The following is a 20,398-nucleotide window of genomic DNA, read 5'->3' on the forward strand; positions in this document are numbered from 1 at the left end:
GACATCCCTTAGCAAGCTGCCCGATCCTGAGGTTGAGGCGCGCGTGACCTTGCGGGTTGGTCGTCGACGTGCGCTTACGCGTCGGAACGCGCCTGAGATGCTCGCGCTCATCGGCGAGGGTGCTTTGCGTTCGATGACCGGCGGGCCGGAGGTGATGAGGGATCAGCTTGACATGCTGCTCAAGCTCGAACGTGAGTTGCCCAACCTGCGTATCAAGGTTGTTGAGTTGGGCGTTGACTATCACGACGGGTCTAACGGTCCGTTCCATCTCTACCGGTTCGCGAACCGCACGCCGATCGTGTATTGCGAACACCTTCGCGGCTCGGTGTTCATTACGGAGCGGTTCGATGTTGAGGCGTACGAGAGTACGGTTGGCGAACTGGTGAAACTCGCGGTCGACGACGAGCCGGAGAAGTCTGACAAGTCGCTCGCGTTGATAGCGTCGATTAGGGATTCGCTCTAGTCGAACAGGAAAGAGGATCGAGAGGACGCAATGACCGGAACAGGTTTCGCATGGTCGGACGACAAGGAAGTGAAGTCGCCGTTCAGCGATCAGCAGCAGTGCGTGTTTCTTCGCGGCGACGGCAACCTGATTCGCGACGGGAAGAACAACGCCGCCATCATCGCCCCGGGCATTGGTCGTGCCCTGGTGGACGGCGTCAAGTCGCGCGCCATCCCGGTGCCCGACCAGCGCTAGGACGTCAACACGCGGACGAGCGCGCCCCCCTGCGACGAGTGCAGGGGGGCGCGTTCGCGTCATATTGGACCACGCCTGTGTGCCGTCCATGCCCGGTTTAGTCGTGTTTGCCGATGAGATCGAGCACGTCTCCGATACGGCACAACGGCCGGTCCTTGCTGCTCTGCCGTTGGGCGTAGACCTGTCCGTTGTGCAGCCATGCGCGGGGCACCAGCCGGCCGCGGTTGACCCACACGCGCAGGGTGCCGAACCGGATCTCCCGGCCGGCGACGGCCGGCACGGCGCGAGCGATTTCGCTCAGCGATGCGATCCGGTCCTCAACGGCGTTGAGCAGCCATTCGCGCCGCTTGACGGTGTCGTACTGCTCGCCGCACCCGCGGCACCGGATGACGGCCACAGCGGGCCGGCCGCGGTTGTCGGCGTGGCAGTAGAGGTCAACCCCGCACGCCGTGCACGGGCCGGCGTAGAACAGGTCCGGCGGCCGGTCGATGACGCCGCGGGTGACGGTGACGGCGTAGCGGATCTCGCCGGCGAGCTGTCCGCCGTCGGTCATCCCGCGGACGGCGTCCACGTTGCCGGCGAGCCACCGCGCGAGCGGCCACGGGTGGTTAGCGACGGCGAGCGGCGTACGGGTGCGCTCAGCGACGCTGTGAGCCCACGGTTGGACGGTGTGCAGCAGCGTTGAGAACGCCTGTACGGCCGGGTAGTACGCGGGCATCGGCTCGCCGCCGTCGCCGGCGCCGGCGGGACCGCCGAGCCGGTCGAGCCGCGCGAGGGTCACGGCGAGCTGGTCGACGAGCCACCGCACGGACACGAGATCTCGGAACAGGGCGTTCGTGCATCGGGGGCACACGAACGCGTCGGCGCCGGCGGGCCGGTCGCAGTGCTCGACGGTGCACGGATAGTCGGTCATTCCGGGGCGTTCCATTCGTCGTCTTGCCAGACCTCTTGACACTCGGGCGAGCACCAGTGCGGCGAGTCGGATTCGTCGGTCAGCTCGGTTTCGCAGACCGGGCACTCAGCGGGTTCGCTCATGCGGCGCCGGCTTCGCGCCGGCGGTAGCCGGCAAGCTCGGTGGTGAGCCGGTCGCATCGGGCGTTGGCGGCGTCCAGCTCGGCGCCGAGCGCAACGATCCGGTCGACGGGGTCGCCGTCGCAGGTGGAACACGTCGAGTCGTCTTCGTCGACGTACTCGCCGGCCGGCGCGGCGAGCAGCTCGGCGAGCACCCGGTCAGCTTCGGGGTGGACGGCGAGCGCGGCGTCACGCATCGCGAGCCCGATCACGCGACGGTGGTCGGCGTCGATGCCGGGCAGCTCGCCGACGAGCAGCACGCCGAGCAAGAGCCCGGCGGCGACGTCGGGCCGGCGTGAGGGGCGCAGGGTGCGCGCGACGGTGTCGACGGTGGACGGTCGGGGGGCGTCGTTCATCGGGGTTTCCTTTCGGGCTAGATGGTTCCGGTCGCGCCGAAGTCGGGAAGGGCGTTGCGGCCGTCGGTGCGGCCCCACAGGTGGAGCGCGTATTCGTGCTCGTTCACGTGCGCTTCGGGCGGCGCGAACACGTGGTAGGCCCATCGGTCGCCGAACACGGCGCGGTGCAGCCGGCACAGGTCGTCGTAGTCCGGGACCCGCCCGCGGCGCGTCATGCTCGCGTGTATCCACACGACGTCGTCCCAGAGCGCGGCGGAGACGAGTACGGACCCGTCGCCGTCAAGGTGCTTGAGCCCCCACACGTAGGGCAAGAGCGGCTCGGGCGCGCTCCACTGTTTGCGCCCGAGGATCTTCCGCACGCGCAGCAAGTCGACTTCTAGCAACGGGTTTCCTCCATGGGCCACTGGCACCGTTCGAGCGGCGCGCGAGATGGTTGGGGCTGGATCGGGAGCGCGCCGGTGAGCCACTGCACGCCCATCGATGCGAGTACGAGCGCGTCGGCTTCGTTGTCGTCGCCGGGCCGGCTCGGCGACCACGAGCCGCCCCACAGTTGAGCGACGGCGTCGTACACGGCGCGTTTGTCGGCGTTGCCGTTGCCCGTGACCCACTTCGCGCGAGTGCGCGGCGGGACCACGGCGACGGGCACGCCGTGAGCGATGACGCGCGACACGATGTGCCACCACAAGCCGGCCCGGTCCCATGCGGCGCCGGCGAACGCCGAGCCGTACGACGGCCCTTCGATGACGACCAGGGTCGCCGGCGTGGACCAGGCGACGACGTCGCGCGCGATCGCGCCGAGCCGCGCGTTGCGCTGCTCGACGGTGTCGTTGGTGTGGCCGGCCGACGGCCGGGTGACGGTCTCGGCTGTCCATCGTGGTGACTCGGCTCGGCTCGCCGCCGCGTGTCGGGGGTCCGCGACGGTGAGCCGAGCGAGTCCCGTCCGGGTGAGGGACGGGTCTATGCCGATGACGGCGACGGCGCTCACGGCGCCGCCGGCGGGACGGCGTCATCGGTTTCGATCAGTACGGCTTTGACCTTGCCGGTGATCGTGCACGACGCGGTGAGCTTGCCGCGGGCGCCGTCGCGCACCCATAGCGCGAGCTGGTCGCGCAGCTCGACGGGCTCGAACACGCCGCCGTCGGTGGGGGTCAGCATGAGTTTCACGGGTTCTCCGGTTCGGTGCGGCCGGCGCGAAGCCGTGCGGGGTGGACGAAATGCACCAGCTCGGGACCCCGGCCGCGCTCGGCTCGGCACGACTTGCCGGTCTCGGCGCCGCACCACGAACACGGACGGGACTTGCCGGTCGCGCGCATGACGGCGAGCGGCGGATAGCCGGCGTTCGGCGGCCGGTGCTCGTCAGTCATCGTCGCCGTCCGGCGGGTTGTTCCAGGACCACGTAAAGGCTTCGAGGACAGCCGCGTACAGGAGACCGCCGTCACGGGTCTCGTTGGCGGTGCGCAGCATCGCGCGGTGCGGTTCCGGGAGCCGCTCGAAACACCTGCGGCAGAACGGAAGCGGCACGGGGAAGCTGTCTTCGGTTCCGCATCCGCCCAAGCAGGGAAGTCCGATGGTTTCCGTGTCAGGCACGTCGTTCCTCCCGGGGAAGGTGGTCGCACTTTTCGTACGGGGTGATAGGGATGCGCCGGCCGGGCACGTATCGGAACCCGTCGCCGTCGCAGAGCGGGCAGGCTCGGGCGCGGGCGGCTTGCTCGACGTCGTGTCGCTCGGCGGCCTTGCGGGCGTCGGCGCACGCGCCGCACGGTGGGACGGCGCCGGCGACGTCGCGGTGTTGCGGGCATCGGTCGGCCGGCGGGCCGGTCGCGGGGGGCTCGGCTCGCGCGCGCCGCGCGCTGGTGAGGTCACCGTCTAAAGCGCCCCCCTCTTCTTCTTCTACTTCTCCTTCTATATCTGGCATATCGCCGCTATCGATCCGCGATCCCGACCGCGATGGCGGGTGCAATGGCGGGTGCGATGGCGCCCGCGAACGCTCGCGTACACAGTGGACGCACGTCGGGTCGAACCGGCCGGCGCCGGCGTGCCAGCGCTTATGCCCGCCGAGCCCACCCGCGGAACGCTTCTGAGCGATCGCGTCGGCGATCTGCTCGGCGCTCTGCTGCCAATCCAAGTAGTCGTGAACCTGGATCGTGTCGGCGTCGACGACTTCGAGCAGCGCCGCCGAAACCAGCTCATCCCGGATGCGCTGCGTCAAGCCGCGCTTGCGCCAATTCGGCCGGCGCACGACGCCGTCAGTGCGCTTGTCCGCGCACCAGCACCACAGGGCAGTGATCACCCGGTACGCCCGATCCGAAAGGACTTCCACCTTCGGGTGGTCAGGCATTCCGATGTGCACCCGGATGTACGGCCGGGGGTCCTCCGCCACCCGTCACGCTCCCTTCCGTTCCAAAGCGTTCCGCGCGGCGACGTGCACGCGCTCAGCGTCGGTGAGCTGCGCGAGCGGCAAGACGCCGGCGCGCGCGGCGTCGACGGCGGCCGGCTCGATCAGCTCGGCCGGCGTCCACAACGGACGCAGTCGGGGCCACGCGTGCGGGTTGTCGAGCGCCTGCGCCGGCCACGCCTGCGGGGGCGCCCAGCCGTGCCGGCGCGCCCAGCCGCGGGACCGGTCGCAGGGACCGGGCCGGCCGACGTGCTCGCGGTACAGCTCGGCGCCGGCGGCCCACCGCGCGTACCGCACGGTCGGCGCGCGCATGAGCCGGCTCAGGTGCGACGGGTGCCCCATGCCGAGCCGGCCGGCCTGGTAGTCCAGCGACCAGCCGACGGCCGCGAGCGCGCGCACGCGGCGCACCAACCCGCATCCCGTGACGGTGCGCTGCGTCGGCGTCGGCTCGAACCCGACGGCGAGCAGCGCGCGAGCGAACTCGGGTCGGATGCGCGCAAATCGGCCGTTCGCCAACTCGCAGACGAACGCCGCGGACACGCCGGCGGCATGCGCCACAGACCGGGCCGGGAGGTGCGCGGCGAGCAGCCGGCGCACGTGCGTGCGAGCCGGGTCGGCGTCGACGTGCACGTACTCGCCGCGCAGCAGACGCAGCCGCGCGGCCTTGCGAGCCGCGTACGGGCTCATTGGCTCGGCGGTCACGCCTTACCCCCGACCGCGTCCCGCACGGCCTTAACGAGCCGCTCAGCGCGCAACGCGCGCGTCTTCCAGTGGTCGCGATCCTTGGTGACTTCGTTCAGCGTGCCGAGCTGCGCGAGCAGCGCCGCAACCGACCCGTTCCCGTTGACGGCGTGCCCGTTCGACCCGTGGCCGTTCTGGCGAGTCTCGCGCGGCTTGTGCTTGCTCAGGTGCGGCCGAATGCTGAGCACGTTCCGGCTCACATAGTCGCAGTGCACGCAGCCGTACGCGGTGCTCTCGTCGTCGAGCAGCAACGTCCGCGTCTGCGCCCACACGACCGGCGCCCCCGGCTGCGAGATCGGCGACGGCGTCGGCTCGTCGGCGAGCACTTCGCAGCCAAACGCCCGTGTCGCGGTCACCACGCGCCCCCGTCCGCCGGGTCGTCGTCCGCCTGGTCGTCGCCGGCCGGCTCGTCGTCGGGCTCGGGCTCGTCGTCCGGCTCGTCGACGGTGAGCCCGAGAGACGTCAACTCGGCTTCGAGCCCGAGCGGCAACTCAACGCGGCCGGTGCGGCGCTCGTGCGCCCGACGCAGCAGCCGCCGCAGCTCGGCGGCGTCGGTCTCGTGCGCCGCGATCGGCTCGATAGCGCGAAGCCGGACGGTCGGGATCACGTCGCCCGAGTCGACCGACTCGACGCGCTTGACGCAGTCGAGCAGCACCACGGCGACGTGAACCGTCTTCGGGTTTTCGACGAGCGCCGGCGCGATGGCGGCAAGGCCGTTGCGCTCGCCGTCCGGCATGGCGGAAGACAGCTTGATACTCACTGGTCACCGTCCTCGGTGTCGTCGGTGTCGTGGGCGTCCAATTCGGACATGAGCGCGTCGAGCGCGGCCGGGAAGTCGTCGCCGGCCTGGTCGGCGAGCTGCGCGAGCGTGTCGATCAGTTGGCTCGCTTCGCGGATCGTCAGGTGCGTCGACGAGTCCAGGTCGTGCCGGCCGGTGATCAGCCGGGCAATGTGGAGCTTCCGCGGCTTGTCGGTGATCTTGTGCGTCGTGAAGAACGTGTGCAGCCGCTTGAGCTGCGCTTCGGTGACGGGCGCGTTGGGGTTGCGCGGCTGCTCGTCGACGACTTCCGCGTCATGCACGTCGTCGGCCGGCTCGTCGGCCGCGGGCTCGTCTACGGCCGGCCGCTCACCGTCGGCGGGCGGCTCGTCCTCTCCGGGCAACGGCGGTTGCGACTCGCCGGCCGGCCGCTCGTCGTCGCCGGCGGGCAGCTCGGCGGCCGGCTTGCGCTTGACGGCCGTGCGGCGCTGCGCGGTGCGTCGGGTGGCCTGCGCCGGCACGGCAACGTCGGCGGCCGGCTCGACGTCGGGAGCGCCGTCGGTCACTTCCTCTTCGGTGTACGCGCCGCCGATGACGTCGGCGAAGATCATCCGACACAGCTCGCCCGTGGCTCGCGCCGCGAGCATCTGCCGGGGCATCCGCGCCCAGTTCGGGCGCCGGGCAAGCCCCATGTCACGGGCGTCCTGGAGCGTCCATTCGACGACGGTCGGGCTCTTCTCGCCGCGCCGGCGGCCGGCGAGGATGCACCGTGCGCGCGTGTTCTCGCGCCACTCGATCGAATGGCCGGCCGCGAGCACCATCGCGCGCATGTGCTCGGCCTTGAGCGTCGGTGTCCCTTCGATCATCACGACACTGCGGAGACTCCGAAGCGGCCCCATGCCCAACTCGCGGCCGTAGAGCATCGCCGCGGCGACGGCCGGGCCGTTGCCGCGCAGTCCCTTCGGGACAAAGTCGGTGTCCTTGACCGTGTCCGCCAACTCAAGCAGCGGGCGGAGAACCTGAACCCACGAGTCAGCGGGGTTCATGGCCGGCCGGTGCTCGACGGCGCCGGCCGGCGCTTCGTACGTCGCGAGACTGGTCACGCGGCCTCCCTAGGCGGGGTGATGGGGTCGCCGATCAGCTCATCCCGGTCAAGTCCGGTGAACGCGGCAACCTGTTGCACGTAAAGGAAAATGCGGTGTTCGAGCGGGCCGGCGACGACGGGCACCAGCTCGGCGCCGTCGCCGCGGACGTGCACCACGCCGACGCGCTCGACGGGCAGCATGGGCCGTTCGATGCCCTCGGCGTCGACGTAGTAATCGGCGTGCCGGTACGCGGCGAGCTGTAGCGCCGTCTCGGGGTACACCCCGGATTCGGTCGTCTTGATATCGAGCAGCCACACGACGCGCCGGCCCGGCACGGTCGGGTGCCGAAGCTCGGCGATCAGGTCGAACGTGCCGGCGTAGCCGTGCCGGTAGGACACGGCGACCCGCTCAAGCTCGATCGGCTGAACGTCCCACGCGTCCAGAAAGGACACGTACGCGTCGACGTGGCCGGCGAGCGCGTCGGGCACGTCAACCGTCTCGCCGGTCGCGAGCCGCTCGCCGAGCTGGTGCACTTCGGTGCCCCGGCGCGCGGCGGCGTCGCGGTGCTCGAACCGGGCGCGAGACAGTCGACGGATTCGCTCACTCACGGGGAGCGCGGCCAGCTCGTCCCAGTAGTCAACGGCGTACTCGATCGTCTTCCGCGCGGACCACTCGATCAGCGCCGGCTTAGGGCACCCGTTGCCCAGGATCGTTGTCACGCCGGGAATCCGCGCGCCGGTCGCGTCCTGGTAGCTGTGTCCGCGGCCGTGGTTCTTGCGCTTGACCGGCGGTTCAAACCTAGACATGGCGGTGCCCCCGCGACTTGCGCCGGCGGTATCGACGCATCGCGTCGGCAAGGTCGTGCCACTGCTCGTCAGTGCCCGGCCGTTCGGGCGTCCAATGGTCGTCGACGAGCGTCGCGACGACGAGCGCGGCGACCACGGCGAGGATGGCGACGAGCGCGACGACGGCGAGCGCGGTCACTGGTCGGCCCCCGGCCGGCGAACCTGCGTGCCGTCGTGACGCGTCGGCCGGCGGCGTCGGCTCAAGTCGTCGCCGAGCCGTCGCACGATCGCGGCGGCGTGGTGCTCGGCGGTGCCCGGCTCGACGCCGTCCGGGATACGATGGCGGTCGTTCACAGGGTTAGTCCTCTCGTGAGCCGGCCGGGCGGCCGTCTGCGCGTTGGTCCGTCGCAGACGCCGCCCGGCCTTTTCGTTGCTCGGGAACGGGATCTAGGCGGACCGGCGGGCCGGCCGGCGGTTGCAGCCGCACGCGCGTTCGGAGTCCCGCGCGGCCGTGCGCTCGTCGCCGCGCACCCACGCGTCTACGGCGTCGACGTGCACGCGCCAACGCCCCTTTTTCGTGCGCTGGTGTCCGTGCAACTCGCCGGCGGCGAGCGCCCCCCGGACCCGCACGACGTGCCGGCCGGCGCGTACGGCCGCCTGGTCAGCCGTGAGCCACGGCGACGGCTCGACGACGTCGCCGGCGGCGCCCCCACCGCGTACGTGATCATGCGTCATGCGACGGACTCTAGCCGCGTTATGCGCTCACGCAACGTCAAACAACGCCATCGTGTGCACCCTCTGACCTGCAATTATGTCTCGGTTATGCGGTTACATGTGTGTAGTTTCGCAGCGTAGATGCGAGTTCTGTCAATCTCACGGCGGTGCGTCCCGTTGCATGACGTTGCAAGACTCGGCAGACTGCGACACATGACGGCGACGGAACCGGCACAAGCCGACGTGCTCGCGACGATCGGCAAGGCCGTGTGCGCGGCTCGAAACCGGATGGGGCTCAGCGTTGCGGGAGCGGCGAAAGCCGGCCGTGTCGACGTCCGAAGCTGGAGCAACGTAGAGAACGGCGAGCGGGTCAAGCCGAAGACGTACGACGGCGTCGCGAAGACGTTCGAGCTACTGCCTGAGCTGGTGAAGAACGCGCCGACGTCGTCGAACGCCGCCGCGCGGCTCGTCGCCGCGCTCGCCGAAGTCGCGCCGCGGGACGGCAAGCTCCCCGCGCCCGAGACGGTCGACGCCGTCGCGCTGAGCGATGCGCAGTTGCTCGCGCTGTTCGACGCGGTGACTGCCGAGCTGAAAGCGCGCTTAGACGACCGCGCCGGGCGGCTCGCCGAGCTGGACAAGATCCTGAGCGACCGGCGGGAAGCGGTGCGGCCGGCCGCGGAACGCATGGGCGAGAAGATCTCGCGCGAGATGGCCGGCGGCGGGACGGCTTAGCGGCGCACGAGCGCCGGCGCGCTGAGCAGCGCGGCGAGCTGCTCGCGCTGGTCCTGCGTGAACGGCGGCCAGCCGTCGACGGCGCGCGCGACGTACTCGCGCAGCGTCTCGCCGGCGAGCGGACCGGCCGGCACGGTGGCGGCGGGCTCGCCGGCCGGCTGCGCCGGTTCGTGCGGTTGCTCCGCGGTGCGAGACATGACGCCGTTCGTACCGGCTGGCGCCGACGCCCGGCAAGGCGCCGCCGAGCTGCTCGACGACGCCCGTCGACGCGGTCGCACGCAACGCCACGCAACACCCCGAACCGCGACGAAACCTGAACAGCGTTACCGAACTCCCTTGCGTCCAAAGAAAAAAACGCCGGGTCCCACCCGAACGGGTGAGCCCGGCGTTGAGTCGGCGGACAGGGAAGGGGGCTACGCCGCTTCGGCGTGCGCCGGCGGCTCGTCGAGCTGCGTCGGCCGCACGGGCAGCACGAGCACAGACCGCGGGTCGAATCCGCTTCCCCGCTTAGTCGCCGGGAGAATCGTCACGGTGCACAGCTCGCGCAGGATCGCGCGCCGCACGCCGAGCGGGAGCACGGCGAACGCCGCGCCCACATCGGGCGCCCGGATCACCTGCGCCGCCGGCGAGTCGCCGACGGTGGCCGTGACGAGCCCGTCAATCTCGTCGAGCCGAGCCCGGCCGGCTTCGGTCGCCGTGAAGACCTGTTCACGCGTGAGGCGATTCAGCGCGAGATCGGTCGCGAGCCCGTTCAGGTTCACCCGGATTGCCTGAGCTTCCGCGCGCAGCGCCGCAACGTCGATGCTCGGCGCCGCCGGCGCGAACAACGCGGCGGCGTCCGGTCGGGAGAGCCGCTCCACGATCAGCGCCTCAACGTAGGCGTCGGTGTGCGCGAGGTTCCGCGCAAGGTGGTTGGTTGCCTTGCACGTGTACCGCGGGGCGCGGCCGGCGAGGGTGACTTGCATCGTGGTGCCGTCGTTGCACTTGCCGCACCGGTAGATCCCGCTTCCGAACCACTTCGGCGCGGCGCCGGGACCGTTCCGCCGAGACGGGTCCGTCAAGATGCGCTGAACGGCCCTGAACGTCTCGACGGGCACGATCGGTGACCACGGCGCCGTCCCGATCTCCGCGCGGTCGTGAACCATGATCCCGGCGTTGCGCGGGCGGAGCAGGATGTCCCGCAGCGTCTCGGCGGACCACTTCCCACCCTTGACCGTCGGTACGCCGGCGTCGCGCAGCTCGGCGGCGAGCAGCCGCAGAGAATCGAGCTTCTCGCCCGGCCGCTTCCGACCGTCGGTGTCAACGACGCGCTTCGACGCGATGGCCACGACCAGGCACTCATCCCACCGCTTCGTGAGCCCGTCGGCGTCGAACCCGAACGGCCGCGGTCCCCCGCCGAACTCGCCGGCTTTCGCCTTGCGTCGGCGTCCGCGCTTGGCTCGTGCCCGCATCTTGCGCGCTTCCTTATTCGCGGCGTTGACGGCGTCGCGGAACGAGCCGATCTCGGCGTCGGTGCCGCCGTTGGTCAGGTTACAAACGCCCGTCAACGTGCGGACGTTCAGCCGCTTCATTTCGACCAGGTCTAGCAAGTCCTCGCCGTCGCGCCCGTCGCGAGTGATCCGGTCGCCGTCTTCGGCGAGCAGTCCGGTAGCGGTTCCGTTCTGAAAGTGCTGGAGGATCTTCCGAAAGCCGGGTCGGATCGTGCGGAGCCCGCGGGTTCCGTCGGGCAAGTCGACCATGCGCCGCTTAAACGCGCTCGCCGGTCGGTGCTTTCCGTCCCGGCTCGTGACGTCGTTCTCAACGATGACGTCAACCACGGTCCAATTCAGGTCATCGGCTTCGTCGCGCAAGTCCTGCTCGCGCGCCGCGAACGTCTTTCCCGCGCCGTCGGCGTCAAGGTCGTCGTCACGCAGGTCGGACAACCGCAGATAGAGAACGCAGAGAACGGGCTCGGTGACGGCTTTCAGTGCTCGGCTGTTCCTCACGCCTGGCCCCCGTTCCGGCGCAGCAGCGCGCACCGAGCGCGCGTGCTCCACTGCTCGCGGTTCGCGTCCCACGCGAGCCGTCCGCGGCGGGCGGTGTCCGCGGACGCCGCCCGCTCGTTCGCCGCGAAGTGGTCGGCGAGCAACGCGGCGACGAGTGAACAGGACTGGTCAGCGTCGGGGGTGTCTGCACTGGTTAGGGCGTCGGCAGGGTCCACGGCGCAAGGCTGTGAACTGCGGTTATGCTGTGTGCGAGTGATCTCATCGGGCATAAGATCCAGTGTGTGTCAGATTCCGGGGTTCGACTTGCCGACGCCGGCGGTGCCGTCGACCGCCGAAATCACGGTCGCGGCCGGGCGGTCCTCGTCGAGGAGTTCGTCCAGCCGGCCGAGCTGGTCGTCCCGGCCGGCGAAGTCCCGCACCGCCGGCGGCAGCAGCCGGGGCACCGGCAGCTTTTCCCGGGGGGCGGGTGCGGAAAGCACCAGCTGCCGGATCGAGCCCGCCTGCACGACGGAACCCGCCACGGTGCCCGGTAGCTCGTTGGTCACCGACCTCGTGCCGTGCTCGTGCTCCGGTTCGTCGACCATCGCCCTACCCCCGCAGACCAGTCGAACTTCCGGTGTATCGCATGTCGGGGGGCCGGTGAGCGGAATGTGACACGGTCGAAGCTCAGCGTCACCCGTCCGCGAGCCGGGACAGCCACGTACCCTGGCCTGGTGCGGACCCGGCCCACCCTCTCCTGGACGTCGGCGGATGCGCCGCTGCCGCGGACGTCCAGCCTCGACGAGCTGATCGGTGTCGTCGCGCGCGGCGGGGTGGCCGTGCTCAGCGGGGCCGGGCTGTCCACCGAATCCGGGATCCCCGACTACCGCGGCGAAAGCGGCAGCCTGCGCCGGCACACGCCGATGACCTACGACGAGTTCGTCACCAGCGCCGAAGGGCGGCAACGGTACTGGGCGCGCAGCCACCTCGGCTGGCGCACGATCGCCCGCGCCGACCCCAACGACGGCCACCGCGCCGTGACCGCCCTGCGCGAAGGCGGGTTCGTCGGTGGCGTCATCACGCAGAACGTCGACGGCCTGCACCAGGCGGCCGGCACCACGGACGCGGTCGAGCTGCACGGCAGCCTGGACCGCGTCGTCTGCCTCGGCTGCCGCCGCACGAGCCCGCGGGCGGAGCTGGACCGGCGGCTGCGCGCGGCCAACCCCGGCTTCACCGGCGCGGCCACCCGGATCAACCCGGACGGCGACGTCGAGCTGCCCGCCGACGTCGTGCGCGGCTTCCGGCCGGTCCCGTGCGAGGCGTGCGCCGGCGTCCTGAAACCGGACGTCGTGTTCTTCGGCGAGAACGTGCCGCGGCCGCGGGTCGAGCAGTGCTACCGCCTGGTCGACGACGCGGCGGCGCTGCTGGTGCTGGGCTCGTCCCTGACCGTGATGTCCGGGCTCCGGTTCGTCCGGCACGCGGCGAACGCGGGCAAGGCGGTGGTGATCGTCAACCGCGGCGAAACCCGCGGTGACCGGTACGCGTCCGTGCGGGTCGACCGGCCGCTCGGGCCCGCGCTGACCGAGCTGGTCAGCCGGCTCGGCGAGGGTCGCGGCCGAACCGCGTGAGCAGCCGGTCCTGGCGGGACGCGCCGGGCGCCGCGGGCGGCGGCTCGGCGAAGACCCGCGAATTCAGGGCCAGCCCCGCGAAGATTGCGTCGTAGTCCTCGTCGATCCACGCGACCAGGTCCGGGTCGAGCGTCTCGCGGGCGCCGAGCGCGCGGGCGAGGTCCCAGGTGTGCACGACGCTGTCGGTGGTGCGCACGGCCAGGGCCCGCCGTCCGGTGAGCTTGCCGAGCGGGTAGTCGACGACGCGGTCCAGCGCGCCTTCCTCGGCGAAGGCGGCCGCGCAGGCCCGGACCGAGCCGGTGAAGGCGGCGACGGGGTCGGCCCCGAGCGCGTCTTCGTCGCGCAGGGCGAGGAATTCCTCCCGGCCGGCCCCGCGGAGCAGGCCGACGTAGTTGAGGTTGCCGCGGGTCATGTGGTTGACCAGCGCCCGCACGTCCCATTCGGGGCAGGGCGTCGGCGCGTTCCAGCCGTCCGGCGGCACGGCGCGGAGGTGGCGTTCGAAGCCCCGGGAAGCGAGGAGGAAGCGGTCGAGGAGCATGGCGGCCAGTCTGGCCCGGGGCGGCGCGCCGGCGCTCGCGGAGATCGGACGTCGTGGGCGAGCCGGTCCGGGCGGGTGGGGGGAACCCGTCCGGACCGGCTCTGGCGACGGACCTCCACAGCCGGTCGTCGCCTGCAAGACGCGGGGATCGCCCCGGTCGTTACAACGGCTGCAACCCGGACCACGACCAGTGCGGCACGGCCAGCCCGGCGGGCACCTCGCCGGGTGGGCCCGGGTAGGTCAGGACCTCGGCCACCGCCCACTCCATGTAGGCCCGCAGGGCCGCGCGGAACTCCGGATCGGCCGGCAGGCCGGCGTCGTCGGCGGCCTGGACGAAGCAGGCGACGAACCGGCGCCCGAGGTCGCTCATGTCGCCGTTGCCGGCGTGCATCCGGAGCATCGCCGAGTGGTCGCTGCACTCCGCGGAGAACCGCGGCGGGCCGCCCATCACCTCGGCCCAGTACCAGGCCAGCCGCTCGACGTGCCGCGGGTGCTGGTCGCGTTTCGAGAACGGGTGATTCAGCTCCGGATCGGCCAGGCAGCGCCGGTGGTGGGCGGCGGCCAGCCCGCGGAACGCGGGGTCGCCGCCGGCGAATTCGTACAGCGTCGGGCGCATCCGCCGAGCCTGGCACGCCGGGCCGCCGGACGCCAGGACGTCAGCGTGCCCCGGCGGCCGCGCGTTCCGCGGCGGGGGAGAACCCGGCGAGCGCGTCGACCGCCCGCCGGACGTCCTCGGCGACGAGGTCGTGGTTGAGCGCCCCGGCGGCGGCCGCGCCCTGGGCCGCGGCGATGATCACGGTCGCCCGCGCGTCGACGACGTTGCCCGCCGCCCACACGCCCGGCACGCTCGTCTTGCCCGACGGATCGACGTCGCCTTCGAGGTGGCCGAGGCCGCGCAGGAGTTCGTCGTGCGGGACGGTCCGGGTGCGCAGGAACAGCGCCGTCCGCGGCACGAACCGGGCGCCGAGCTCGACGCCGGCGAGGTGGCCGGCTTCGCGCCTGAGCGCGGTCACGAGCCCGTCGACCACCCGGATCCCGCGCGCGTCGAGCCGGTCCCGGTCCTCTTCGGACACTTCGGTGGTGTGCGCGAAGTAGACGACGTCCGGCGACCACTGGCGGACCAGCAGGGCGTGCTCGACGCTCGCCGGTTCGGTGCCGAGGACGCCGAGGGGCTGGTCGCGCACCTCGTAGCCGTGGCAGTAGGGGCAGGTCACCGCGTCGGTGCCCCAGCTTTCGCGTAGGCCGGGCAGGTCCGGCAGGTCGTCGTGGACGCCGGTGGCGACCAGGACGCGCCGGGCGGTCAGCACGCGGCCGCCCGCCAGCTCGGCCGTGAAGCCGGGTTCGAGCCGGGTCACCCGGTCTTCGAGCAGTTCCACGCCGTAGCCGCGGAGTTCTTCGCGGCCGATCTGCAGGAGTTCGGACGGCGGCAGGCCGTCGCGGGAGAGGAAGCCGTGCATGTGCGAGGCCGGCGCGTTGCGCGGGGCCCGGGCGTCGACGACCGCGACGCGCCGCCGCGCCCGGCCGAGCATCAGGGCGGCGCTGAGTCCCGCGGCGCCGCCACCCACCACCAGTACGTCGAAGCTGTTGTTGTCGGTCATGCCGCCACCATGGCCGCGCCTTCGCGAATCCGACAACTAATGTTGCCGTTTCCGGGACGAGCGGGTTTCCTGGAGCCATGACGGACGCGATCACCCAGGCCCTGGCCGAGGTCGGCCCCCGGCTCAAGCGGGTCCGCACGCAGCGGCGGGTCACCCTCGCCGACCTGTCGGCGGCGACGGGCATTTCGAAGAGCACGCTGTCCCGGCTGGAGTCGGGCCAGCGCAAGCCCAGCCTGGAGCTGCTGCTGCCGATCGCCCAGGCCCACCAGGTGCCCCTCGACGAGCTGGTCGGCGCGCCGGAGGTCGGCGACCCGCGGGTCCGGCTGACCGCCCGCCGCATCCCGCGCCACAACGGCGCGGCGATGACGGTGCTGCCGCTCACCCGCCAGCCGGGCGCGCCCCAGGCGTTCAAGATGATCCTCGAGCCGGAGACGGGCGAACCCGACCCGCAGGTCCACGAGGGGTACGAGTGGCTGTACGTCCTGTCGGGCCGGCTGCGGCTGGTCCTCGCCGACCGGGACATGACGCTGGGCCCGGGCGAGGCGGCGGAGTTCGACACGCGGCTCCCGCACTGGTTCGGCGCGGCCGGCCGGCCGGCCGAGATCCTCAGCCTGTTCGGCAAGCAGGGGGAGCGGCTGCACCTGCGGGCGAAGTCGCGTTAGCCCAGTTCGCGCTGCATCAGCAGGGTGTCGAGCCAGCGGTCGTGCTTGAAGCCGACGCGGCGCAGCACGCCGGCCTCGGTGAACCCCGCCGCCGCGTGCAGCCGCCGTGACGCCGGATTGCCGGAGTCGACGACGACGGCGATCGCCTGCCGCGCCCCGGCTTTCTCGCAGCGCGTCAGCAGTTCGTCGAGCAGCCGGCGCCCGTGGCCGCGCCCGGCCGCCTTCGCGGCGAGGTAGATCGTCGACTCCACCGAGTACCGGTACGCCGGCTTCGGCCGCCACGGCGTGGCCAGCGCGTAGCCGAGGATTCCGCCTTCACCGGTGAGGACCAGGAACGGCCACGCGCTCGCGCGGATCTTCGTGCGCCACTGCCCGGCGGTCGGCGGTGTGGTCTCGAACGTGACGACGGAATCGGTGACGTACGGCGCGAAGACGGCGGCAATGCCTTCGGCGTCCGCCTCCGTCGCTTCCGCTATAGTGGACATGGTCGGTATTATAGAGGAATGATTGATCCGGTGATGCTCGGCCGCCGCCTGCACGAACTGCGTGCCGGCCGCGGCCTCGCGCTGACGGCGCTGGCCGGGCGGGCCGGGGTCAGCGTCAGCATGCTGTCGGCCATCGAGCGCGGCGAGAAGACGCCGACGGTCGTGGTGCTGTCCCGGATCGCCGACGGCCTCGGGCTGTCGGTCTCCCGGCTGCTCACCGACCTGGAGGCCGACCGGGTGATCGTCCGCCGCGCGGCGGAGCAGGACCACATCGCCGAACCCGGTGGCTGGCACCGCACGGTCCTGACGCCGGTCGTCCCCGGCGTCAACTTCGAGTGGATCCGCACCACCCTGCCCCCGCACTGCGACGCGGGCACTTTCCCGGCGTACGCCCCGGGTTCGCACGAGTTCGTCGCCGTCGAGGCGGGCGAGCTGTGTTTCGGTGTCGGCGAGGCGGAGTACACCCTGGCGGCGGGCGATTCGACGTACTTTCCCGCCGACGCACCGCATTCCTACGCCAACCGCGGCGACGAGCCGTGCGTGTACCACGTGGCGGCCCTGATCATGCGGCCGCGTACGGCTTGACTCATCCGATCAGCTGCCCTCGGCTGATCACCAGGAGCTGCAGGGACTTCCGGCCGGATCCCGCCGCGGGACCCGGCCGGCTCGGCTCAGCGGCCGCGCAGCTTCGGGCGGGCCAGGCCGACCACGGACAGCGCGATCAGGCCGACCGCCGCCGCCGCGGCGATCACCGTCAGGACGGGCGCGCGGCCGTCCGTGCCGGTCAGCGTGACGATGCTGGAGACGAGAAGAATCGCTCCCACGCCCAGGTACAACCAGCACAGCGAAGCCGTGGTCGGGATGAAGTGCCAACGCCGTTCGGCCATCGAAACCTCCTCGATCGGGTTGCTTTTCCGGAACTGCCCCGATCCGGAGTCGATCAAACCGGCGGGAATCCGCCGTGACCCCGCGCCGGCGACGGAGCTGTCGCAAACCCGCCAGACCGGGCGCGCCGGCCCCGGTTCACTGGGGCACCATGAACGCCTCCCCGCCCCGGTGGTCCGCGGTTTTCGCGGTCACCACCGGCATTTTCCTCATCGTCACCACCGAAATCCTGCCGATCGGGCTGCTGACGCCGATCGCGGCGACGTTCGGCGTCCCGGCGGGCACCGCCGGCTGGACGATGACCGTGCCCGGTTTCGCCGCCGCGGTGGCCGCGCCGGTGGTCACCGTCGCGACCGGCCGGTTCGACCGGCGCCCGATGCTGGCCGGCCTGCTGGTCCTGCTCGCGGCGGCCGGCGTGCTCGCCGCCGCCGCGCCCGCGTTCTGGGTCCTGCTGCTCGCCCGGCTCCTCGTGGGCGTCGTGATCGGCGGCTTCTGGTCGATCGGCGCCGGTCTGGCGCCCCGCCTCGTCGGGACGGCGGCCGCCGCGCGGGCGACCGCGGTCATCTTCGCCGCCGTGCCGCTCGGCTCGGTGCTGGGCGTGCCGCTGGGCACCCTCGCCGGGCAGCTCGCGGGCTGGCGGACGACGTTCCTCCTGCTCGGCCTGCTGAGCCTCGGCACCGCCGCCGCGCTCGTCCTCTGCACACCGTCCCTGCCGGCCACACAGGTCACGCGCCTGACTGTCCTGAGTGGACTGCTGCGGCGCCGAGGTGTCCGAAGTGGACTTATCGTGACCTTCCTCGTGGTCCTGGCCCACTTCGGCACCTACACCTACGTCACGCCGGTGCTGCGGGACATCGTCCGGCCGGAACTTCTCAGCGCCTACCTGCTGGCGTACGGTGCCGCCGGGATCGCGGGCACCTTCCTGGCCGGGCGGCACCGGGCCACCTTCGCCGTCGCGGCGACGCTGATCGCGGCAGCGGTCTTCGTCCTGCCGCACACCGGGCCGGCCGGCGCCCTCGTCACGCTCGTCGTGTGGGGCGTGGCCTACGGCGCGGTGCCGGTCAGCTCGCAGGCGTGGTTCGCGCGCGAAGCGCCCGACGCCCCCGAGGCGGCCACCGTCCTGTTCACGGCGTCCTTCCAGGCCACGCTCTCGGCCGGGGCGCTGGCCGGCGGGTTCGTCGTCGACGCCGTGTCGCTCCCGGCCGTCATGACCTTCGGGGGCGTGACCGCCCTGCTGGCCGCGGCGGTGATCCAGGGCGCGCGCCGCACCGCCGGCCCGGCCCGGCCCGGCCCGACCGAGCAGGTCGGCGTTCCGCTGGCCGGAACACCAGGCTGTCCCGGGCGGACGGCGCGGTGCGACGGTTCCGGGCATGGCTCCCGTGATGGCGGCGATCGTCGGCCCCGGCAACATCGGCACCGATCTGCTGGCGAAGCTGCGACGCAGTGACGTGCTCGAAGTCGGCTACGTGGCCGGCGTGGTCGAATCGGACGGCCTCGACCGCGCCCGCGCGCAGGGGATCGCGGCGTCCGCCGGCGGCGTCGACTGGCTGCTGCGCCAGGATCCCCTGCCGGAGCTGGTGTTCGAGGCGACGTCGGCGAAGGCGCACGTCGCGAACGCCCCGCGGTACGAGGAAGCCGGCATTCAGGCGATCGACCTGACCCCGGCGCACCTCGGGCCGATGGTGTGCCCGCCGGTGAACCTCGGGGCGCACCTCGACGCCCCGAACGTTTCGATGATCACCTGTGGTGGCCAGGCCACGATTCCGATGGTGTACGCGGTTTCCCGGGTGACGCCGGTGCCGTACGCGGAGATCGTCGCGTCGGTGGCTTCGCGCGGCGCGGGCCCGGGGACGCGGGCGAACATCGACGAATTCACGGTCACGACGTCGCAGGCGGTGGCCGGGATCGGCGGGGCCGGCCGCGGCAAGGCGATCATCATCCTCAACCCGGTCGAGCCGCCGATGATCATGCGGGACACGGTGTTCTGCGCGATCGGCCTCGACGCCGACCGCGACGCCGTCACCGCGTCGATCCACGAAATGGTGGCCGAGGTCCGGAAGTACGTGCCCGGCTACCGGCTGCGGGCGGATCCGCAGTTCGACGACGCGCGCGAGGAGTGGGACGGCAACGCGCGGGTCGGGATCTTCCTGGAGGTCCGCGGCAACGGCGACTACCTGCCGGAGTACGCCGGCAACCTGGACATCATGACCGCCGCGGCCGCCCGGGTCGGCGAGCTGGTGGCGCGCGCGAAGCAGGAGGTTTCCGCATGACGCGGCCGGAACTGCGCCACGACGTCCGGATCGTCGACACCACGTTGCGCGACGGCAGCCACGCGATGGCCCACCGCTTCACCGAGCGGCAGGTGCGGGACACGGTCCGCGCGCTCGACCGCGCGGGTGCCGAGGTGATCGAGGTGACCCACGGCGACGGCCTCGGCGGATCGTCGTTCACCTACGGCTTTTCCGCCGTCGACGAGCTCCGGTTGATCGCGGCGGCGCGCGAAGAGGCGAAGCAGGCGAAGATCGCGGTGCTGCTCGTGCCGGGCATCGGGACGGCGGAAGACCTGCGGCGCGCGTTCGACGCGGGCGCGGAGATGGTCCGCGTGGCTACGCACTGCACCGAAGCCGACGTGTCGCCGCAGCACTTCGGCCTGGCGCGCGAGCTCGGGATGGAGACGGCCGGCTTCCTGATGATGGCGCACCGGACACCGCCGGAGGACCTGGCCAAGCAGGCCCGGATCATGGTGGACGCGGGCTGTCAGACGGCGTACGTGACGGACTCGGCGGGGGCGCTGCTGATGCACGAAGCCCGCGCCCGGTTCGAAGCGCTGGTCGCGGAGGTCGGCGACACGGCGTGGGTCGGCTACCACGGGCACCAGAACCTCTCGCTCGGCGTGGCGAACTCGGTGCTGGCGTACGAGGCCGGCGTCCGGTACATCGACGGGTCGCTGTGCGCGCTCGGCGCCGGCGCCGGCAATTCGCCGACCGAGGTCCTGGCGGCGGTGTTCGACCGCCTGGAGATCGCCACGGGCCTCGACGTCGGCGCGTTGCTCGACGCGGCCGAGGAGGTCGTGCGCCCGTACCTGCACCGCTGGCCGAAGCTGGACCGCAACGCGATCGTGCAGGGCTGGGCCGGTGTCTATTCGAGCTTCCTGCTGCACGCGGAGCGCGCGGCGGAGCGGTACGGCGTCCCGGCGCAGGCGATCCTGCGCCGCTGCGGCGAACTCGCGCTGGTCGGCGGCCAGGAGGACATGATCATCGACGTCGCGGTGCAGCTGGCCGCGGAGAAATCGGGCTAGCCGGGGT

At 71.9% G+C, this 20,398-nt stretch carries 34 protein-coding genes; 9 read left to right on the forward strand and 25 right to left on the reverse strand.

All coding sequences use genetic code 11. The features are described from left to right. Positions 1-463 (forward strand): DUF5753 domain-containing protein (locus C2L59_RS08505; RefSeq protein WP_233223347.1); only part of this gene is annotated, 463 nt, incomplete at its 5' end. 30 nt (positions 464-493) lie between these two features. Next, a complete protein-coding gene (locus C2L59_RS08510) occupies positions 494-697 on the forward strand; it encodes a hypothetical protein (RefSeq protein ID WP_103348961.1) in 204 nt (67 codons plus the stop codon). Positions 698-794: 97 nt separating this feature from the next. On the opposite strand, the gene C2L59_RS08515 is transcribed toward C2L59_RS08510, so the two are convergent. The 16 genes from C2L59_RS08515 to C2L59_RS08580 all read right to left on the reverse strand — a co-directional run bounded on the left by C2L59_RS08515 (position 795) and on the right by C2L59_RS08580 (position 8,622). Beyond that, positions 795-1,610: a hypothetical protein gene (locus tag C2L59_RS08515; RefSeq protein ID WP_103348962.1), complete on the reverse strand. Its 816-nt coding sequence runs from the start codon at positions 1,608-1,610 to the stop codon at positions 795-797. A 118-nt stretch (positions 1,611-1,728) separates the two neighbouring features. Further along, positions 1,729-2,124, reverse strand: coding sequence for a hypothetical protein (locus tag C2L59_RS08520; RefSeq protein ID WP_103348963.1), 396 nt, complete (start codon positions 2,122-2,124; stop codon positions 1,729-1,731). Positions 2,125-2,141: 17 nt separating this feature from the next. Further along, positions 2,142-2,507: a hypothetical protein gene (locus tag C2L59_RS08525; protein WP_146060290.1), complete on the reverse strand. Its 366-nt coding sequence runs from the start codon at positions 2,505-2,507 to the stop codon at positions 2,142-2,144. Next, a complete protein-coding gene (locus tag C2L59_RS08530) occupies positions 2,501-3,109 on the reverse strand; it encodes a hypothetical protein (RefSeq protein WP_103348965.1) in 609 nt (202 codons plus the stop codon). The genes C2L59_RS08525 and C2L59_RS08530 overlap by 7 nt, the downstream gene beginning before the upstream one ends. Continuing rightward, complete coding sequence (locus C2L59_RS08535) at positions 3,106-3,288, reverse strand: hypothetical protein (RefSeq protein WP_103348966.1); 183 nt, start codon at positions 3,286-3,288, stop codon at positions 3,106-3,108. The genes C2L59_RS08530 and C2L59_RS08535 overlap by 4 nt, the downstream gene beginning before the upstream one ends. Then, entirely contained in the window at positions 3,285-3,488 is a 204-nt protein-coding gene (locus C2L59_RS08540) for a hypothetical protein (RefSeq protein ID WP_103348967.1), read from the reverse strand. The genes C2L59_RS08535 and C2L59_RS08540 overlap by 4 nt, the downstream gene beginning before the upstream one ends. Then, positions 3,481-3,711 carry a hypothetical protein gene (locus C2L59_RS46960; RefSeq protein ID WP_146060291.1) on the reverse strand — a complete coding sequence of 77 codons (231 nt, stop codon included), beginning with the start codon at positions 3,709-3,711 and terminating at the stop codon, positions 3,481-3,483. The genes C2L59_RS08540 and C2L59_RS46960 overlap by 8 nt, the downstream gene beginning before the upstream one ends. After that, positions 3,704-4,504 carry a hypothetical protein gene (locus C2L59_RS08545; RefSeq protein ID WP_103348968.1) on the reverse strand — a complete coding sequence of 267 codons (801 nt, stop codon included), beginning with the start codon at positions 4,502-4,504 and terminating at the stop codon, positions 3,704-3,706. The genes C2L59_RS46960 and C2L59_RS08545 overlap by 8 nt, the downstream gene beginning before the upstream one ends. A 3-nt stretch (positions 4,505-4,507) precedes the next feature. Continuing rightward, on the reverse strand, positions 4,508-5,221 hold the full coding sequence (locus C2L59_RS08550) for a hypothetical protein (RefSeq protein WP_146060292.1): 714 nt from the start codon (positions 5,219-5,221) through the stop codon (positions 4,508-4,510). After that, positions 5,218-5,616, reverse strand: a complete 399-nt coding sequence (locus C2L59_RS08555; RefSeq protein WP_233223349.1) for a hypothetical protein — start codon at positions 5,614-5,616, stop codon at positions 5,218-5,220. The genes C2L59_RS08550 and C2L59_RS08555 overlap by 4 nt, the downstream gene beginning before the upstream one ends. Continuing rightward, the gene (locus tag C2L59_RS08560) at positions 5,613-6,020 is read right to left on the reverse strand and encodes a hypothetical protein (protein WP_103348970.1); all 408 of its coding nucleotides are present in this window, start codon (positions 6,018-6,020) and stop codon (positions 5,613-5,615) included. The genes C2L59_RS08555 and C2L59_RS08560 overlap by 4 nt, the downstream gene beginning before the upstream one ends. Continuing rightward, on the reverse strand, positions 6,017-7,120 hold the full coding sequence (locus C2L59_RS08565) for a recombinase RecT (protein WP_103348971.1): 1,104 nt from the start codon (positions 7,118-7,120) through the stop codon (positions 6,017-6,019). Before C2L59_RS08565 ends, C2L59_RS08560 begins: the two co-directional genes overlap by 4 nt. Next, entirely contained in the window at positions 7,117-7,821 is a 705-nt protein-coding gene (locus C2L59_RS08570) for a hypothetical protein (protein WP_103348972.1), read from the reverse strand. Before C2L59_RS08570 ends, C2L59_RS08565 begins: the two co-directional genes overlap by 4 nt. Before the next feature lie 79 nt (positions 7,822-7,900). Further along, positions 7,901-8,086 (reverse strand): hypothetical protein, encoded by a 186-nt coding sequence (locus tag C2L59_RS08575; protein WP_103348973.1) that lies wholly within the window; start codon positions 8,084-8,086, stop codon positions 7,901-7,903. Next, a complete protein-coding gene (locus tag C2L59_RS47385) occupies positions 8,083-8,241 on the reverse strand; it encodes a hypothetical protein (RefSeq protein WP_158263030.1) in 159 nt (52 codons plus the stop codon). Before C2L59_RS47385 ends, C2L59_RS08575 begins: the two co-directional genes overlap by 4 nt. A gap of 93 nt (positions 8,242-8,334) precedes the next feature. After that, the gene (locus C2L59_RS08580) at positions 8,335-8,622 is read right to left on the reverse strand and encodes a helix-turn-helix domain-containing protein (protein ID WP_103348974.1); all 288 of its coding nucleotides are present in this window, start codon (positions 8,620-8,622) and stop codon (positions 8,335-8,337) included. Between the two features lie 192 nt (positions 8,623-8,814). Between C2L59_RS08580 and C2L59_RS08585 the strand changes: the two genes are divergently transcribed. Continuing rightward, a complete protein-coding gene (locus C2L59_RS08585) occupies positions 8,815-9,333 on the forward strand; it encodes a hypothetical protein (protein WP_103348975.1) in 519 nt (172 codons plus the stop codon). On the opposite strand, the gene C2L59_RS08590 is transcribed toward C2L59_RS08585, so the two are convergent. The 4 genes from C2L59_RS08590 to C2L59_RS08600 form a co-directional block, all read right to left on the reverse strand. Further along, positions 9,330-9,530 (reverse strand): hypothetical protein, encoded by a 201-nt coding sequence (locus C2L59_RS08590; RefSeq protein WP_103348976.1) that lies wholly within the window; start codon positions 9,528-9,530, stop codon positions 9,330-9,332. The genes C2L59_RS08585 and C2L59_RS08590 overlap by 4 nt on opposite strands. Positions 9,531-9,746: 216 nt before the next feature. Continuing rightward, positions 9,747-11,318, reverse strand: coding sequence for a recombinase family protein (locus C2L59_RS08595; protein WP_146060293.1), 1,572 nt, complete (start codon positions 11,316-11,318; stop codon positions 9,747-9,749). After that, positions 11,315-11,533: a hypothetical protein gene (locus tag C2L59_RS46965; RefSeq protein WP_146060294.1), complete on the reverse strand. Its 219-nt coding sequence runs from the start codon at positions 11,531-11,533 to the stop codon at positions 11,315-11,317. Before C2L59_RS46965 ends, C2L59_RS08595 begins: the two co-directional genes overlap by 4 nt. A 69-nt stretch (positions 11,534-11,602) precedes the next feature. Beyond that, complete coding sequence (locus tag C2L59_RS08600; RefSeq protein ID WP_103348978.1) at positions 11,603-11,902, reverse strand: hypothetical protein; 300 nt, start codon at positions 11,900-11,902, stop codon at positions 11,603-11,605. 129 nt (positions 11,903-12,031) lie between these two features. On the opposite strand from C2L59_RS08600, the gene C2L59_RS08605 reads away from it, so the two are divergent. Next, positions 12,032-12,925: an NAD-dependent protein deacetylase gene (locus tag C2L59_RS08605; RefSeq protein WP_103348979.1), complete on the forward strand. Its 894-nt coding sequence runs from the start codon at positions 12,032-12,034 to the stop codon at positions 12,923-12,925. Here C2L59_RS08605 and C2L59_RS08610 read toward each other — a convergent pair. The 3 genes from C2L59_RS08610 to C2L59_RS08620 form a co-directional block, all read right to left on the reverse strand. Next, positions 12,888-13,463, reverse strand: a complete 576-nt coding sequence (locus tag C2L59_RS08610; RefSeq protein WP_103348980.1) for a TIGR03086 family metal-binding protein — start codon at positions 13,461-13,463, stop codon at positions 12,888-12,890. The two genes, C2L59_RS08605 and C2L59_RS08610, sit on opposite strands and share 38 nt — an antisense overlap. A gap of 160 nt (positions 13,464-13,623) precedes the next feature. Continuing rightward, positions 13,624-14,079 (reverse strand): group II truncated hemoglobin, encoded by a 456-nt coding sequence (locus C2L59_RS08615; protein ID WP_103348981.1) that lies wholly within the window; start codon positions 14,077-14,079, stop codon positions 13,624-13,626. Between the two features lie 40 nt (positions 14,080-14,119). Beyond that, a complete protein-coding gene (locus C2L59_RS08620) occupies positions 14,120-15,061 on the reverse strand; it encodes an NAD(P)/FAD-dependent oxidoreductase (RefSeq protein WP_103348982.1) in 942 nt (313 codons plus the stop codon). A 77-nt stretch (positions 15,062-15,138) separates the two neighbouring features. On the opposite strand from C2L59_RS08620, the gene C2L59_RS08625 reads away from it, so the two are divergent. Beyond that, positions 15,139-15,723 carry a helix-turn-helix domain-containing protein gene (locus tag C2L59_RS08625; RefSeq protein ID WP_103348983.1) on the forward strand — a complete coding sequence of 195 codons (585 nt, stop codon included), beginning with the start codon at positions 15,139-15,141 and terminating at the stop codon, positions 15,721-15,723. Here C2L59_RS08625 and C2L59_RS08630 read toward each other — a convergent pair. Then, complete coding sequence (locus C2L59_RS08630; RefSeq protein ID WP_103348984.1) at positions 15,720-16,208, reverse strand: GNAT family N-acetyltransferase; 489 nt, start codon at positions 16,206-16,208, stop codon at positions 15,720-15,722. The genes C2L59_RS08625 and C2L59_RS08630 overlap by 4 nt on opposite strands. Before the next feature lie 18 nt (positions 16,209-16,226). On the opposite strand from C2L59_RS08630, the gene C2L59_RS08635 reads away from it, so the two are divergent. After that, entirely contained in the window at positions 16,227-16,793 is a 567-nt protein-coding gene (locus tag C2L59_RS08635; protein WP_103348985.1) for a helix-turn-helix domain-containing protein, read from the forward strand. Positions 16,794-16,879: 86 nt separating this feature from the next. Here C2L59_RS08635 and C2L59_RS08640 read toward each other — a convergent pair whose 3' ends face one another. Further along, on the reverse strand, positions 16,880-17,095 hold the full coding sequence (locus C2L59_RS08640) for a hypothetical protein (RefSeq protein WP_103349183.1): 216 nt from the start codon (positions 17,093-17,095) through the stop codon (positions 16,880-16,882). 149 nt (positions 17,096-17,244) lie between these two features. On the opposite strand from C2L59_RS08640, the gene C2L59_RS08645 reads away from it, so the two are divergent. From C2L59_RS08645 to dmpG, 3 genes are read left to right on the forward strand one after another with little or no spacing between them, the layout of a single operon-like run. Next, positions 17,245-18,540 (forward strand): MFS transporter, encoded by a 1,296-nt coding sequence (locus C2L59_RS08645; RefSeq protein WP_103349184.1) that lies wholly within the window; start codon positions 17,245-17,247, stop codon positions 18,538-18,540. Continuing rightward, entirely contained in the window at positions 18,464-19,363 is a 900-nt protein-coding gene (locus tag C2L59_RS08650) for an acetaldehyde dehydrogenase (acetylating) (RefSeq protein ID WP_103348986.1), read from the forward strand. Before C2L59_RS08645 ends, C2L59_RS08650 begins: the two co-directional genes overlap by 77 nt. After that, positions 19,360-20,391 (forward strand): 4-hydroxy-2-oxovalerate aldolase, encoded by a 1,032-nt coding sequence (dmpG, locus tag C2L59_RS08655; RefSeq protein ID WP_103348987.1) that lies wholly within the window; start codon positions 19,360-19,362, stop codon positions 20,389-20,391. Before C2L59_RS08650 ends, dmpG begins: the two co-directional genes overlap by 4 nt. Positions 20,392-20,398 lie beyond the last annotated feature (7 nt).

Origin of the sequence: Amycolatopsis sp. CA-128772 (assembly GCF_002904295.1) — a bacterium.
Taxonomy (GTDB): Bacteria; Actinomycetota; Actinomycetes; order Mycobacteriales; family Pseudonocardiaceae; genus Amycolatopsis.

Coding starts and splice junctions, on each gene's coding strand:
- C2L59_RS08510 (WP_103348961.1), top strand. CDS start 494: ATGACCGGAACAGGTTTCGCATGGTCGGACGACAAGGAAGTGAAGTCG.
- C2L59_RS08515 (WP_103348962.1), bottom strand. CDS start 1,610: ATGACCGACTATCCGTGCACCGTCGAGCACTGCGACCGGCCCGCCGGC.
- C2L59_RS08520 (WP_103348963.1), bottom strand. CDS start 2,124: ATGAACGACGCCCCCCGACCGTCCACCGTCGACACCGTCGCGCGCACC.
- C2L59_RS08540 (WP_103348967.1), bottom strand. CDS start 3,488: ATGACTGACGAGCACCGGCCGCCGAACGCCGGCTATCCGCCGCTCGCC.
- C2L59_RS08580 (WP_103348974.1), bottom strand. CDS start 8,622: ATGACGCATGATCACGTACGCGGTGGGGGCGCCGCCGGCGACGTCGTC.
- C2L59_RS08585 (WP_103348975.1), top strand. CDS start 8,815: ATGACGGCGACGGAACCGGCACAAGCCGACGTGCTCGCGACGATCGGC.
- C2L59_RS08590 (WP_103348976.1), bottom strand. CDS start 9,530: ATGTCTCGCACCGCGGAGCAACCGCACGAACCGGCGCAGCCGGCCGGC.
- C2L59_RS08600 (WP_103348978.1), bottom strand. CDS start 11,902: ATGGTCGACGAACCGGAGCACGAGCACGGCACGAGGTCGGTGACCAAC.
- C2L59_RS08610 (WP_103348980.1), bottom strand. CDS start 13,463: ATGCTCCTCGACCGCTTCCTCCTCGCTTCCCGGGGCTTCGAACGCCAC.
- C2L59_RS08615 (WP_103348981.1), bottom strand. CDS start 14,079: ATGCGCCCGACGCTGTACGAATTCGCCGGCGGCGACCCCGCGTTCCGC.
- C2L59_RS08620 (WP_103348982.1), bottom strand. CDS start 15,061: ATGACCGACAACAACAGCTTCGACGTACTGGTGGTGGGTGGCGGCGCC.
- C2L59_RS08625 (WP_103348983.1), top strand. CDS start 15,139: ATGACGGACGCGATCACCCAGGCCCTGGCCGAGGTCGGCCCCCGGCTC.
- C2L59_RS08630 (WP_103348984.1), bottom strand. CDS start 16,208: ATGTCCACTATAGCGGAAGCGACGGAGGCGGACGCCGAAGGCATTGCC.
- C2L59_RS08635 (WP_103348985.1), top strand. CDS start 16,227: ATGATTGATCCGGTGATGCTCGGCCGCCGCCTGCACGAACTGCGTGCC.
- C2L59_RS08640 (WP_103349183.1), bottom strand. CDS start 17,095: ATGGCCGAACGGCGTTGGCACTTCATCCCGACCACGGCTTCGCTGTGC.
- C2L59_RS08645 (WP_103349184.1), top strand. CDS start 17,245: ATGAACGCCTCCCCGCCCCGGTGGTCCGCGGTTTTCGCGGTCACCACC.
- C2L59_RS08650 (WP_103348986.1), top strand. CDS start 18,464: ATGGCTCCCGTGATGGCGGCGATCGTCGGCCCCGGCAACATCGGCACC.
- dmpG (WP_103348987.1), top strand. CDS start 19,360: ATGACGCGGCCGGAACTGCGCCACGACGTCCGGATCGTCGACACCACG.